Origin of the sequence: Bradyrhizobium sp. CCBAU 45384, from assembly GCF_028128665.1 — a bacterium.
Classification (GTDB): domain Bacteria; phylum Pseudomonadota; class Alphaproteobacteria; order Rhizobiales; family Xanthobacteraceae; genus Bradyrhizobium; species Bradyrhizobium manausense.
The window spans coordinates 344,097-358,274 of the sequence record NZ_LBIZ01000120.1 but is presented as its reverse complement, the minus strand read 5'-3'; the positions used below and the strand labels follow the sequence as shown (position 1 = coordinate 358,274).

Here is a 14,178-nt window from a genome sequence, read left to right as displayed (position 1 = left end):
TTGTGCCGCTCGAAGAGACGCGACATTGGCCAGGCTGGCATGGTGGGACTGGGATCACGACAAATTGCGTGCGGCGCTGCCCGATTTCCGCACGCTCGCGATTGAAGATTTCCTGTCGGCATACGAAGCAGGGACAAGTCTTCCTTCCAGCAAACGAAGTGCGGTCGCGTGACAGACATTTTCATCGAGGGCGGCCGGACCCTGATTGGCTCCGAGCTCGCCGAAACTTCCCTCTCCGTATCCGGAACCGACATTGCGCAGATCGATGCGGCACGCGGTCGCGCGCGGCTGGCGATCGATGCGCGTAATTTGCTGGTGCTGCCCGGCATCGTCGACCTGCATGGCGATGCCTTCGAGCGGCAGATGATGCCGCGCGCCGGCGTCGATCTTCCGATAGACGTCGCGCTTGATGACACCGACCGCCAGGTCATCAGCAACGGCATCACCACGGTGTTCCACGCCACCACCTGGTCATGGGAGCCGGGCCTGCGCAGCGGCGACAATGCCAGGCGCCTGCTCGAGGCGATCGAGCGGCAGCGTCCGCACTTTGCTGCCGACACCCGTTTTCACCTGCGCCACGAGACCTATAATCTCGATGCCGAGGACGAGATCGGCCAGTGGCTGGCCGAGGGCCGCGTCGACCTGTTTGCCTTCAACGACCATATGGACGGGGTCGTTGCCGACATCTCGAATCCGCGCAAGCGCAACCGCATGGTGGAGCGCACCGGCCTGTCGGGCGAGGATTTCGACAAGCTTGTCGCGCATATCGTGTCGCGCGCAGCCGAGGTTCCGGCCTCGATCGTCCGGCTCGCTGCTACGGCCCGCGCGGCCGAGGTGCGGATGCTGTCGCATGACGATGCGACGCCGGCGATGCGCCGGAATTTTCGCGCCATGGGCGTGAGGCTCGCCGAGTTTCCGATAACCGAGGAGACGGCGCGCGAGGCAGCTGATCATGGCGATGCCATCGTCTACGGTGCACCGAACGTCGTGCGCGGCGGCAGCCACACCGGCTGGACCAAAGCCTCAGACATGATCGCCAAGGGGCTCTGCACGGTGCTGGCTTCCGACTATTACTATCCGGCGCCGCTGCTCGCCGCATTCCGCCTCGCCGCCGACGGCGTGCTGCCGCTGGCAGCGGCCTGGAAGCTGATCTCGTCGGCGCCGGCGCAGGCAACGGGCCTCACCGATCGCGGCACGCTCGCCGCAGGCCATCGAGCCGACATTGTGCTCGTCGACGACAGCATGCCGCTGCGGCCGCGGCTGGTCGCGGTGATCGCGGCCGGCAAGCTCGTCCATCTCACCGATGCGACGCGTCTGGCTGGCATCGCGGCGACACCGCGCGAGACTATTGTTGCAGCATAAATTAGTTATGCTTGGGCAATGACAGGTTTTCCCCGCTACGCGATCTATTTTGCCGCCGGCGCCGACCACGCGCTCTCCCGCTTCGGCGCCGAGCTGCTCGGCTATGATGCCTACACCGGCGACGAACTGCCCTTTCCCGGCGACGCCCTGGGCGTCGCCGCCGACTGGCGCGACGTCACCGCCGATCCCCGCAAATACGGTTTTCACGGCACGCTGAAGGCGCCGATGGCGCTGGCAGCGGGCAAGACAGAGGCCGAACTCGCCGCGGCCTGCGCGACATTCGCCGGCAAGGCGCGCCAGATCCCGGTGATCCGCCCAATCGTCGATTCCATCAGCGGCTTCATCGCCGTCATTCCAGCCGAGCCGGTTGGCGCGCTGCAACAGCTCGCCGCCGACGGCGTCCGCGATTTCGATTGCTTCCGCCAGCCCCTGACCGCGGAAGACCGCGCGCGGCGCAAGCCGGAAGAGCTCAGCGAGCGCCAGCGCGATTATCTCGATCGCTGGGGCTACCCTTACGTGATGGAAGAATTCCGCTTCCACATGACGCTGACGGGGCGGCTCGATGCCGGGCGGCGCGGCCCGATCCTGGAGATGTTGCGGGCAAGCTTTGCGAGGCTGAAGCTGGAAAAGCTGGCGATCGACCGCATCGCGCTGTTCAGGCAGGATGATGCCAAGGCGCGCTTTCGCATCATCGGCGAGTGGGCTCTGGCGCGGCTGGAACTCAGCGCCAGCTCACGAGATTGAAAGCGAGCGCCACCGCGCCGACCAGAACGAGGCTGGTCGCCCAGACTGCATCGAGATTGAACCAGCTTCGCGAGACGAACCTCAATCCCAGATGGCGGTAGACCAGCCACGCCAGACACCCGCTGGCGCCGACCATGGCGGTCACGTGCACCAAGGACACCAGCACCGCCATCCCGAGGCTTGACTCAATAGGGCTCGCCTTCATCAGCGCGCCCGCCGCCTCATGGCCGGCATCGAGATCGAAGGCCTGACAGAGCCCGAGATAGATCGGCACCAGCATCAGGGCGGCGCCGTGAGCGATGGCGACGGCAAACGACCAGAGCGCCAGTTGTGTCGGCGGAATTCGGGCCAGCGCGCGCGGATGACGACGCTCGATCAGCCGATAGACGCCAAAGCCGATGACGAGAAGGCTCGCACCGAGCTGGATTGGACGCTGCCACTCGGCCAGCACGAACAGAAACGCGAATGGCAGCAGCACGAGAAGCGTTGCCAGGAGATGCCCGGCCGCCAGAGCCCACAATGCACGAAAGAGCGCGCGCGGGCTCTTGTCCATGAGCCCGGCTGAAACTGCGAGCGGCCATCCCATTCCCGGATTGACTCCGTGGTAGAAACCGCTCGCAGCAAGCGCGAGCCACAGCCAGCCAACCGCCGGGCCCGCATGCGTCCCATCTAGACCGACGGGTAGCAAAAGGAGTCGGTCGAACAGTCGCCGCCCTCGAGCCTGATCTGGTGCGCACGATATCCGTCGGGGAAGCTCACGAAATAGTCCCTGTCGAGCTCGATGCCGCCGTTGCGACCGACATTGGCCATGACTTCCACCGCCGGAACCCCGTCGGGATAGAACTGGTCGTCCCAGGTGGAATAGAGAGAGTTGGTCCAGTATACGCGCCGGCCATCGCGGCTGATCTCGACCATCTGCGGACCCGCCGCAAAGGCCTTGCCGTTCGGATGGGGCGTGCGCCGCGCGATGCCGCCGATGTGGACGGAGCCCGCAAGCTTCGGCTTTCTGGGATCACTGACGTCGTACTGGCGCATTTCACCCGTGCCCCAGCACGAGACATAGAGAAACCGGTCGTCCATCGACAGGTCGATGTCCGTCACCAGCGGCGGCACGGCGCCAAATCCCTGCAGCAGCGGCGGGAGCTTCTCCTTTGGCGCGGCTTCGGGAGGGATCGTGGCCGTCTTTTCGGCATGGAATTTTCCACCCTCGCGCCACCAGGTCCAGATCGATGCTTCGAGGTTGGTGGTGTCGACCACAACGCCAACGAAGCCGTATTCGCGAACCGGATCGTGCGCGGGCCGCACCTCCAGCGCCATCTGATGATTGGCGCCGAGGTCGATGGTCTGGACGTTGCGCCGGGCGCGGAGATCCCAGAAGTGGAGACGATGGCCATATTTGTTCGACAGCAGATCCTCCGGGACGATCCCGTTCTCGAACTGCGGCGGTAACCCCCATTCGCTCGTCACCATGTAGTCGCGCGGCAGGTTCCACCAGAAATCATAGTGCAGCGTCTGCGGACCGCGGTCGATCTCCCATCGTCCAAGGACCTCGAATGTCTCGCAATCCATGATGAAGACGCCTGGAGGGCCATTGGTGCCATCCTTGCCCCCGCCACCCAGCGTGCTCACATAGATGCCGTCCGGCCCGCAATGAATGGTGTGCGGCCGCGAGTAGCCGGTCTTCTTGAAGACTTCCTCGGGTTCGATGATCTTGTGGATCTTGGCCTTGGTCGGATCGGGCTTGGTATCGATGATGTAGATCCGCGACGAGCGCAGCCCGGGAATGATGAGATAACGCCGCTCGATGAAGGCGTGTCCGGCCAGCGGCGACAAGGCCGAGGAGCAGGCATTCCAGCCGAAGTGATGAAACTCATCGCCCTTGTTGGGCATCGTCACGGTGTGGACGATCTGGCTATAGGTCGGCGATCCCGGCTTGACGTCGATGACCGCGAGAGCGTCCGGCTTCGAGAAATCCGGACTGAGCAGCAAGGTGTAGGCAAAGTTCTCCGCAGGCGCTTCCATCGCAAGCCTGGGCGATGCGTGAAAGGTGGGATCCGGCCTCATCGTCATGGCACTGCCTCCCTGTTCTGTCGGTTCGCTCCAACCTGGCTCGGGATAACGGCAAAAGAAGAGCTGTTGCGCGATGTCTTGTTACGCGATGACTTGTTACGCGATGACTTGTTACGCGATGACTTGGGATTCTCCGCAGGGCCGGTTGGCGAGCGTACAATATGCCATCGCCGGGCTGCGCGAAACTGGCGTAACCGCGATAATTCGACGCCTCACAGCCGAAATTGGCAGACCCCGTCATTGCGAGCGAAGCGAAGCAATCCAGACTGTCTCCGCGGACACATTCCTGGATTGCTTCGCTCCGCTCGCAATAACGAGGGAGAGAATTACTTTCCCCAGCGCAGCGCCAGCGCGTCGCGCTCCTTGGCTAGTTCCAGCAATCCTGCGCGCGTTGCCGGATGCAGCGGTTGCAGCGGATGGCGCACCGCGTCGGACTTGATCACGCCGCCGGCCTGCATCATCGCCTTGCAGGCGATCAGGCCGCATTGGCGGTTCTCGTAATTGATCAGCGGCAGCCAGCGTTCATAGGCGGCCTTCGCCTTCTCCCGGTCGCCCGCGAAATAGGGATCGATGATCTGGCGGATACCGTCGGGATAGCCGCCGCCGGTCATCGCGCCGGTCGCGCCGGCATCGAGATCGGCCATCAGCGTGATGGCTTCCTCGCCATCCCAGGGGCCCTCGATGTCCTTGCCGCCGGCCTCGATCAGGCTGCGGAGCTTTGACGCCGCGCCCGGCACCTCGATCTTGAAATAGCGGATGTTGGAGAGCTCGCGCGCCAGCCGCGCCAGCAGCTCGACCGACAGCGGCGTGCCCGCAACCGGCGCATCCTGGATCATGATGGGGATGGTGATCGCGCCCGAGAGCACCTTGAAGAATTCGACGATGCCCTTCTCCGGCACGCGGAAGGTGGCGCCGTGATAGGGCGGCATCACCATCACCATGGCGGCCCCGGCGGCCTCGGCCTGCTTGCTGCGCGCCGCGCACACCGCCGAGCTGAAATGGGTGGTGGTGACGATCACGGGCACGCGGCCGGCGACATGCTCCAGCACCACATGCATCACGGCCTCGCGCTCGGCATCGGTCAGCACGAACTGCTCGGAGAAATTGGCGAGGATGCAGATGCCGTTCGAGCCGGCGTCGATCATGAAATCGATGCAGCGGCGCTGGCCCTCGAGATCGAGCTCGCCGCGCTCATCGAAGATGGTGGGTGCGACCGGAAACACGCCGCGATAGGGGCGCTGGGCCTTATGTGGGGTGACCGGCATCGAAGACATCTCCCTGTCGTCCTGTCGTTGGAGCTTGGTACCGCTACCATTTACAGGTCGCAGCCAGGCCCGGCAATGCCGATCCACGTTCCATCAAGCTGGGAAAGAAGCCCTAGGCGGACTTCACGGCGCCGAGGAAGCCCTCCACCGCGACGCGGAGGCGGTCGGCGTCGGCCGACATCTTGGTCACGGACTGGAACAGCACCGTGCCGGCATTGCCGGTCTCCTGGTTGAGCTGGGCGACGCTGCCGATGGTGTCGGTGACCTCGCGGGTGCCCTGGGCGGCATGCTGGAAGTTGCGCGAGATCTCGGTGGTGGCCGCGCGCTGCTGTTCGACGGCGGCGGCGATGGCCGTCATCTTCTCGTCGATGCCGCTGATGGCGCCCCCAATCGAACGGATGGCGGCAACGGCCTGGCCGGTCGCGCTCTGGATCTCCTCGACCTGGCGCGAGATCTCTTCGGTGGCGGTCGCGGTCTGCGACGCCAGGCTCTTGACCTCGCCGGCAACCACCGCAAAGCCGCGCCCGGCCTCGCCGGCGCGCGCCGCCTCGATGGTGGCGTTTAGGGCGAGCAGATTGGTCTGGCCGGCGATGGCGTGGATCATCTTCACGACTTCGCTGATGCGGCCGGCGGTCTGGTCGAGGATCTCGACGGTGGCGTTGGTCTGCTCGACCTGCGCCACCGCCTCGCGCGCATCGCGTGCGCTGGACTGCACCTGCGCGGAGATTTCGCCGACCGAAGCCGAGAGCTCCTCGGTCGCGGCCGCGATGCTTTCGAGATTGTTGGTCGCCTGCTCGGCGGCGGACGACACCGCGGCCGTCTGGCTGCTCGATTCCGACGTCAGCGTGCGCACGTCGGTCGCAGTGGCATCGAGCTCCTTGGCCGATGCCGCGACGCTCTGGATCACCGCCTGCACGGTGTCGTCGAAGCTACGGCATGCCTCGTCGACGGCGCCGGAGCGGGCGAGCTGCAGCGCCTGCTGCGATTCGCGTTCCTGGCCGAGCCGTTCCGCAATGGCCGCGCTCTCGCGCAGGCTTTCGAGCGCGGCGGCCATGGTGCCGAACTCGTCGGGATAGCGGGATTGCGGAACCGGCGTCGCGTAGTCGCGCGCGCTGATCCGGGCGATCGCCTCCAGAATGGCGCGCACCGGACGCATCAGGCGATTGCGCACGACATAGACACCGGCCAGCGTCACTGACAGCGCCAGCAGGAACGCGAGCGACTGCACGATGAGATTGGTCAGCGCCTTGGCCTGAACGGTCTCGGCTCGCACGATCGACTGGTCGAGCGCCGTGGTCGCGATACCGACAATGAGCGGGAACGGCGACTGGCACAGCGCATTCCAATCCGCCGCCGCCATCGCCGGCTTGCCGCTGCCATCAAAATTCCTGGTGAGATCGCCGATCTGCTTGAGAACACCGTCGGTCTTGGCCTGCGCGTCCCTTGCTGCGCTAACCAATTCTGAAGGAACATCGGGGGCTGCCAGCAACTCGGCCATGCCGGCAAAGCTGGAGGCAATGGTGCCGTCCCACTGTGCCACTGATCGCTTTTGAGTGTCGTCGAGCGGCTTGCTGCTGTTGACGTTCGAGCGCAGCGACGAGCAATGGATGCCATAGCGGTCGCGCACCTGCCAGGCGAGGCGGCGGACCTGGACCATGCGGGCAATGAAGGGATCGTTCATCCAGGCCTGGTTCGACACCGCGGTCGAGGCGAGGTTCGCCGTGTCGATGACCTTGGTGACGGCATCGTACCAGGGGTTGCCGCGCTCGATCTTGCGCTCGGCGCGCGGACGTTTGGCTTCATCATAGAACAGCTGGAATTGCGGGGCGGCCTCGCTCCAGCCCTGCTTCAGCTTGGTCGCCAGCTCGTCCCGGCGGGCAAAGTCGACGCTGGCCATCGCGGCGATGACACCTTCATAGCCGCCCTGCTCCGCCTTCTCCGCCTCGGCGAGCTTTGCGCGCGGGTCGTCCTCGCCGAGGATCGCGCTCTGGGCGTCGCCGCGATTTTGGCGGAGCGCTACCACGCCGTGGAAGATCGCCTTGTCGGCGGCGGCAAGCCGCGCCGTCTCGAGACTGTCGTTATAGCGGCCGAAGGCCCCGACCATCTGGATCGCCGTGGAGGCGAGCGCGCCGGCCGCCAACAGGGCCATCAAGGTCAGGAGCAGCGAGCTTACCGATTTCTTAAACATTGCCATGGGTCACAAGGGGGCCTTTGTCCAGGAGAGGCCACCTTGCATCGGGACATGCCAATGTTCCGTTAAGGTTTTAGTGAAATGCGGGTGTTCGCGATTTGCCAGCCCCCCTTGAGGTTGGCCCAGATGTCACGAAACCTTCGTGAAATCAGGCGGGCGCCGCTCGGCAAAGGCCGTGAATGCCTCGCGCGCCTCGGCGGTGCGCAGACGCCTGGCGAACTGCTCGCCCTCGGCATTCATCTGCGCGACCAGCGCCTCGCCATTGCGCATCAGCTTCTTGGTCGCGATGAGCGCGCCGGCCGGCTGTTTGGCCAGACGCTGGGCCAGCGCGAGCGCCTCGGCATCGAGCCTGTCAAGCGGCACGACGCGGTTGGCGAGGCCCCATTCCAGCGCAGACTTGGCCGGCACGGTCTCGCCGAGGGCGAACATCTCATAGGCGCGGGCATAACCGATGCGCGCCGGCATCAGGAGGCTGGAGGCAGCTTCCGGCACCAGTGCGAGGCTGACGAAGGGCGTCGACAGCTGCGTATTCTCGGCCAGCACGACCAGATCGCAATGCAGCAGCATTGTGGTGCCGACGCCGACGGCACGGCCCTGCACGGCTGCAACAAGAGGTCGCGTGCAACGCGCCAGCGACTGGATGAAGCGTCCGACATTGCGGCTGCCTTCGGACTTGCCTGATGCGACGGCCGCAAACTCGCCGACGTCATTGCCGGCGGTGAACATGTCACCCTCGCCGCGGATCAGCAGCACGCGCACGGAGGGATCGGACTCGGCGGCTTCGATGGTGTCGGCGAGCTTGCCGTACATCGCGTCCGTCAGCGCGTTCTTCTTGTCGGGGCGCGCCAGGGTAAGGGTGAGAATTCCGTTGTTGTTTTCAACTCGCACATGCTCGGTCATGAGTGTCTCCTCTTATTCCTCTGGATCTCTTGCGATGTCTCTTATGGAGTCTCTTGGAAACTTGTCCTGAATGCTGGTCAACCAGCGCGCGACGATATCGATCTCGGCGCTGGTAAATCCTTCCGTCAGGGTGGCATTGATCGCAGCCGTATCGGCCCTCGCCTGCGCCAGCACAGTGCGGCCCTTCGGCGTCAGCCACACGCGAAAGGCGCGGCCGTCCTCGCGGTCAGCTCGCCGCTCGACCAATCTTGCCGCAGCGCTGCGATCGACCAGACCAGAAATGCCGGCCGGTCCCATGTCTAGGGCGGCGCCCGCTTCACCCATCAGAACGCCATCCTGCTTGCCGAGGATAAACAGTAGCCCCGCCTGCGCCGGCGTCACTTCGCTCGAGCGCTGCGCCGCTATCCAGCGCTGCAAGCGCCGCTGCGCAACGTTCAATAAATAAATCAGCCGATGATGCTTCGCCTCAGGCGATTTATTTCGCATGCGAAATAGATAATCCAGCTTCGTCGGATTGTCAAAGCCTGCCGTCGCTAGCGCGACGGCCCGCGGCAGCCGTCAAGCAGAATTGCGGCGCATGCCTTTGCCCGCCGCTCGATCTCCTTGCGGGAGGGCAGCGTCACGCTTGCGTAGATCGCTGCGCGTTGCGGCGCAGATACCATCATGCCGATCATCATGCCGGCCGCTTCATCGACATTGTCGAGCGCGAGGCGCTGCTTCCTGACCTGATCGCGGAGCCAGCCCGCGAGCGCCGCCGCGGTGCGGGCGATGCCATCCCGATAAAAATTCGCGGCAAGGTCGGGGAACGTCGCCGATTGCTGCAGCACCATGCGCTGCAGCGCCACCACTTCAGGATCGAGCGCAAGATCGGCGCAAGCGACCAGGACGGCAGCAAGATTTGTTTCGATGTCGGCCTGGTTGCTGGCCTGAAGATTGACGTCGGAGAGCAGCCGCTCGAGCCTGTCAGCGCACATCGCCTCGAACAGCGCCGCCTTGCCCGGAAACAACCGGTAGAGCGTCTTGGTGGAGATGCCGGCGCCACGCGCCAGCTCCTCGGTGCTGGTTGCTGCGTAACCATCGACGGCAAAGGCGTGCCTCGCGGCCTCGAGGACGATCCGCTTCGTCTCCTCGTCGCTGCGCACCGGCGGCCGTCCGCGCGGACGAACCTCTGATGACGATTTTGTCTGAGCCATGTCTTTAAATGATGCCTGTCATTCCATTGACAGTCTAAAAGCTATTCCTATTTTGGAAATCGTCAAGTTTCCTAATTCAGGGAGGCGGCCATGACCGTCCATACCAATCCAGCGAAATCCGAAGGCGCCGTGGTTCCAACTCCCGTGCCGGAGGGCGTGATGCCCACCACGCCGACCGCCGCCCCGAGCCGAAAGCTCAACCTTCGCAAGCTGTTGCTTGCGGGAGTGGCCCTCGCCGCCCTCGCCGGCGCGAGCTGGTACGGCTACGATTACTGGACCGTCGGCCGCTTCCTGGTCTCCACCGATGACGCCTATGTGAAGGCCGACAACACCACCATCGCGCCGAAGGTCAGCGGCTATCTCGACCGTGTCCTGGTCGGCGATAACGAGCATGTGAAAGCTGGCCAGGTGCTGGCGCGGATCGACGACCGCGACTTCCGCGTCGCGCTCGACCAGGCCAAGGCCGATGTCGCCGCCGCGAATGCGACGATCACCAGCAAGCAGGCGCAGCTCGAGGTTCAAGATGCGGTGATCGACGCAGCCCGGGCGACCATCGATGTCGACACCGCCGCAAAGATCTTCGCGCAACAGGAGAACAAGCGTTACACCGATCTCGCCGCGACCGGCTATGGCAGCGTGCAGAATGCGCAGCAGGCGCAGTCCCGCAACGCCGGCGCCGAGGCTGCGATCCAGCGCGATACCGCCAATCTCGCCTCAGCCCTCAAGCAGGTCGAGCTGCTGAAGGCCGAGATCGCGCAGGCCAATGCCGCCGCCGCCCGCGCCACCGCGCTTCAACATCAGGCCGAGCTCAATCTCGGCTACACCACGGTCGTCGCGCCGATCGACGGCGTCATCGGCAACCGCACCTTGCGCGTCGGCCAGTTCGTGCAGGCCGGCACGCAGCTGATGTCGATCGTGCCCGTCGAGGGCGCCTATGTCGTCGCCAATTTCAAGGAAACGCAGCTCACCCACGTCCGCGCCGGACAAGAGGTTGAGATCGAGGTCGATACGTTCCCGGGCCAGGTGGTGCATGGCCACGTCGATTCCATCGCGCCGGCCAGCGGCCAGGAATTTGCTTTGCTGCCGCCTGACAACGCCACCGGCAATTTCACCAAGATCGTGCAGCGCATCCCCGTGAAGATCGCGCTGGATGCCGAAACGCAGCCAGCGATCGAGCTGCGGCCCGGCATGTCCGTGATCCCGACGATCGCAACCCGTTCAGCGCCGACCGCGCAAGCGGCAACGACGCCCTCAACCCAGTCCAAAGCCAAGCTTGTTTCCGGAGGGTCGTGCCATGTCCAACAGCCTCGCAATCTCGACGTCAGCGCCCACCATACCGGCCGCGACGCCTGATCGCGTCGCCGCCGATCCCAACAGGGCCAGTGCCACAGTCTGGATCGCCGTCTTCGCCGCGATGATCGGCGCCTTCATGGCGATCCTGAACATCCAGATCACCAATGCCTCGCTGCTCAATATCGAGGGCGGCATCGGCACCGGTGTCGACAACGGATCCTGGATCTCAACGTCGTACCTGATCGGCGAGATCATCGTGATTCCGCTGACCGACTATCTGTCGCGGGTGTTCTCGTTCCGCAATATCATGCTGAGCTTTGCCTCGCTGTTTGCGGCGTTCTCGGTCGCCTGTGCCTTCACCCACGATCTGCCGTCGATGATCGCGATGCGCGGCTTCCAGGGCTTCTTCGGCGGCGTGCTGATCCCGATGGCCTTCACGCTTGTCTTCACCAAGCTGCCGAAGGGCCAGCAGCCGATCGGGCTCGCGATGTTCTCGCTGGCCGTGACGTTCGCGCCTGCGATCGGCCCGACCATCGGCGGCTATCTCACCGAGAATTACGGCTGGCAGACCATCTTCTTCGTCAACGTGCTGCCGACGGCGGTCATGGTGAGCATTCTGTTCCTCACCCTGGAGCGTGCGCCCTTAAATCTCGCCTTGCTGCGTGAAGGCGACTGGTTCGGCATCGCCACCATGGCGGTCGGCCTGGCCTCGCTGCAGGCCGTGCTCGAGGAAGGCAACAAGAACGACTGGTTCGGCTCGCCCTTCATCGTGCGGCTCGCGGTCATCGCCGCGATCAGCCTGTCGCTGTTCATCACCATCGAGCTCGTGGTCGAGAAGCCGCTGCTTCGCCTCCGCTTGCTGACGCAGTGGAATTTCGGCGTCGGCACCATCGCCGCGGTGTTCCTCGGCTTTGCGCTGTTCGGCTCGGTCTATCTGCTGCCGGCCTATCTCGGCCAGGTGCAGGGCTACAATGCCGAGCAGATCGGCAATGTGCTGGCCTGGACCGGCCTGCCGCAGCTGCTGCTGATTCCGCTCGTGCCGAAGCTGATGCAGCGCTTCGACGCGCGCTACATCGCGACCGTCGGCCTCTTGCTGTTCGCGGTGAGCTCTTTCCTGAACATCGAGATGTCGCTCGACTATTCCGGCGACCAGTTCTTCATACCGAACGTCGTGCGTGCCGTCGGCCAAGCGCTGACGCTGGCGCCGCTGTCCGCGCTCAGCCTCGGCAGCGTCGCGCCGCAGGACGCGCCCGCGGCCTCCGGCATCTCCAACATGATGCGCAACCTCGGCGGCGCCATCGGCACGGCCGTGCTGGCGACGATCGTCACCAAGCGCGAACAGTTCCACTCCAACATCATCGGCCATTCCGTGACGCTCGGCCGCGAGGAAGTCCGCACCCGCATCGCGCAGATGACGGACTATTTCATCGCCCACGGCGTGCCCGACCCCAACGCCGCACGCGAGCAGGCGATCATCGCGCTCGGCAAGACGGTGAAGCGTCAGGCGCTGGTGATGGGCTTCTCCGACACCTTTGCGGTGATCGGCGTGGTGCTGGTGCTGGCCGCGATCGCGGTGCTGCTGACGCGGCGGGTGAAGGCGGCCGGCGGGGGCGGCGCGCACTAGCAGAAAACAACCACGAAATTGTCGCGGCCGTCACGCTTGACGGCCGCCGAGGCCGCCCGCCACCGCCTGCGCAATCGTCTCAGAACGATCCCAGCATACTGCCCAGGGCGATCACGGCCACCAGTGCCAGCAGCGACGTCACGATGCCGACCATCACGATGTCGAAATAGCTGTCGCGATGCGTCAGGCCGCAGATCGCGAGCAGGCTGACCACCGCGCCATTGTGCGGCAGGATGTCGAGCGTTCCCGAGCCGATCACAGCGACGCGATGCATCAGGGCAAGGTCGATGCCGGTGCGCCACGCCAGCTCCACATAGGTCTGGCCGAGCGCATCGAGGGCAATGGTCAGGCCGCCTGACGCCGAGCCGGTCAGCGCGGCCAGGATGTTGGTCGCGACCGCCAGCGAAACCAGCGGGCCACCTTCGATCGCCAGCACCCAGTCACGCACGGTCGTGAACGCCGGCAGCGCGGCAACGACCGCGCCGAACCCGACCAGGCTCGCGACGCTGAATGCCGGCAGCACCGAGGCGTTGGCGCCGGCGTCCATGGTCTGCCGCAACGCCGGCAGGCGGGACCAGTTCAGCACGATGGTCGTGACGATGGCGGCGGTTAGCGCCACGGCGACCGACCAGACGCCGGCAACCGCTGCGAGCGACGTCTCGCCAAAGCGTTGCTCGGCAAGGTAGCTGACATCGAGCCGCGGCAGCACCACGAGCGACATCAGGAGATTGACGGCGACGACGACGATCAACGGCAGGACGGCGTTCAGGATCGGCGACGCTCGGTCGCTGCGATGGCCATGTTGCAGCTCCGCCGGATCGAACTCGCGCGCCGTCGTCGCACGCTCGCGCACGAACTCGTCGGACGCGGCGCGCTCGGTCACATCCTCGACTTCGTCGCCATAGCCCTCGCCGGCGCGCCTGGCCTTGGCCTCCGCGCGATGCAGCCACCACAAACCGGTCATGAGCATGATCAGGGATGCGACGATCCCGAGGCCCGGCGCGGCAAACGGCGTCGTGCCGAAGAACGGCATTGGGATCGCATTCTGGATCGACGGCGTGCCCGGCAAAGCCGACATGGTGAAAGTCGACGTCCCCAGCACGATTGCAGCGGGAATCAGACGGCGCGGAATTTCAGCCGCGCGAAACAGCGAGCGGGCCATCGGCACGATGACGAAGAACGCGACGAACAGGCTGACACCCCCGTAAGTCACTGCGGCGCCGGCCAGCACCACGGCCAGGATCACGCGGCGCTCACCGAGACGCTTGGCCATGAAGTCGGCCACCGATGTCACCGCGCCACTGTCATCCATCAGCTTGCCGAATACGGCGCCGAGCAGGAAGATCGGAAAAAACTGCGCAAGGAATGCTGCCGCATTCGTCATGAAGACCTGGGTGAGGTTCGCCAGCAGCGGCTCGCCGCCAAACAACGCCGCCACCAGCGCGGCGAAGGGCGCGAGCAGAAGCACGCTCCAGCCGCGAAAGGCGAACAGCACCAGCAGGCCGAGCCCGACGAGCAGGCCGAGAAGACCCATGC

General features: G+C 65.0%; 12 protein-coding genes and 1 pseudogene. 5 read left to right on the top strand and 8 right to left on the bottom strand.

Annotated elements, in window-relative coordinates; translation table 11 throughout:
- Window positions 1–25: 25 nt before the first annotated feature.
- From XH80_RS41420 to XH80_RS41410, 3 genes and pseudogenes are all read left to right on the top strand, one after another.
- Window positions 26–172, top strand: a pseudogene (locus XH80_RS41420) (chloramphenicol acetyltransferase); the annotation flags it as partial.
- Window positions 169–1,362, top strand: coding sequence for an alpha-D-ribose 1-methylphosphonate 5-triphosphate diphosphatase (locus XH80_RS41415; RefSeq protein ID WP_271603601.1), 1,194 nt, complete (start codon window positions 169–171; stop codon window positions 1,360–1,362). The pseudogene XH80_RS41420 and the gene XH80_RS41415, both read left to right, overlap by 4 nt.
- An 18-nt stretch (window positions 1,363–1,380) precedes the next feature.
- Window positions 1,381–2,106: a DUF1045 domain-containing protein gene (locus XH80_RS41410; RefSeq protein WP_271603600.1), complete on the top strand. Its 726-nt coding sequence runs from the start codon at window positions 1,381–1,383 to the stop codon at window positions 2,104–2,106.
- Here XH80_RS41410 and XH80_RS41405 read toward each other — a convergent pair.
- The 7 genes from XH80_RS41405 to XH80_RS41375 form a co-directional block, all read right to left on the bottom strand.
- Complete coding sequence (locus tag XH80_RS41405; protein WP_271603599.1) at window positions 2,084–2,692, bottom strand: hypothetical protein; 609 nt, start codon at window positions 2,690–2,692, stop codon at window positions 2,084–2,086. The genes XH80_RS41410 and XH80_RS41405 overlap by 23 nt on opposite strands.
- A gap of 83 nt (window positions 2,693–2,775) precedes the next feature.
- Window positions 2,776–4,176 (bottom strand): selenium-binding protein SBP56-related protein, encoded by a 1,401-nt coding sequence (locus tag XH80_RS41400; RefSeq protein ID WP_271603598.1) that lies wholly within the window; start codon window positions 4,174–4,176, stop codon window positions 2,776–2,778.
- Window positions 4,177–4,502: 326 nt separating this feature from the next.
- A complete protein-coding gene (locus XH80_RS41395) occupies window positions 4,503–5,441 on the bottom strand; it encodes a dihydrodipicolinate synthase family protein (protein ID WP_220001487.1) in 939 nt (312 codons plus the stop codon).
- Between the two features lie 112 nt (window positions 5,442–5,553).
- Window positions 5,554–7,635, bottom strand: coding sequence for a methyl-accepting chemotaxis protein (locus XH80_RS41390; protein ID WP_271603597.1), 2,082 nt, complete (start codon window positions 7,633–7,635; stop codon window positions 5,554–5,556).
- 126 nt (window positions 7,636–7,761) lie between these two features.
- Window positions 7,762–8,532, bottom strand: a complete 771-nt coding sequence (locus XH80_RS41385; RefSeq protein ID WP_220001485.1) for an enoyl-CoA hydratase — start codon at window positions 8,530–8,532, stop codon at window positions 7,762–7,764.
- 12 nt (window positions 8,533–8,544) lie between these two features.
- Window positions 8,545–9,018: a MarR family winged helix-turn-helix transcriptional regulator gene (locus XH80_RS41380; RefSeq protein ID WP_271603596.1), complete on the bottom strand. Its 474-nt coding sequence runs from the start codon at window positions 9,016–9,018 to the stop codon at window positions 8,545–8,547.
- Between the two features lie 47 nt (window positions 9,019–9,065).
- Window positions 9,066–9,725, bottom strand: coding sequence for a TetR/AcrR family transcriptional regulator (locus tag XH80_RS41375; protein WP_271603595.1), 660 nt, complete (start codon window positions 9,723–9,725; stop codon window positions 9,066–9,068).
- A 90-nt stretch (window positions 9,726–9,815) separates the two neighbouring features.
- Between XH80_RS41375 and XH80_RS41370 the strand changes: the two genes are divergently transcribed.
- Window positions 9,816–11,078 carry an HlyD family secretion protein gene (locus tag XH80_RS41370; RefSeq protein ID WP_442869209.1) on the top strand — a complete coding sequence of 421 codons (1,263 nt, stop codon included), beginning with the start codon at window positions 9,816–9,818 and terminating at the stop codon, window positions 11,076–11,078.
- The gene (locus XH80_RS41365; RefSeq protein WP_271603594.1) at window positions 11,020–12,642 is read left to right on the top strand and encodes an MDR family MFS transporter; all 1,623 of its coding nucleotides are present in this window, start codon (window positions 11,020–11,022) and stop codon (window positions 12,640–12,642) included. Before XH80_RS41370 ends, XH80_RS41365 begins: the two co-directional genes overlap by 59 nt.
- A 79-nt stretch (window positions 12,643–12,721) precedes the next feature.
- On the opposite strand, the gene XH80_RS41360 is transcribed toward XH80_RS41365, so the two are convergent.
- Entirely contained in the window at window positions 12,722–14,176 is a 1,455-nt protein-coding gene (locus XH80_RS41360; RefSeq protein WP_271603593.1) for a GntP family permease, read from the bottom strand.
- Window positions 14,177–14,178: the final 2 nt, after the last annotated feature.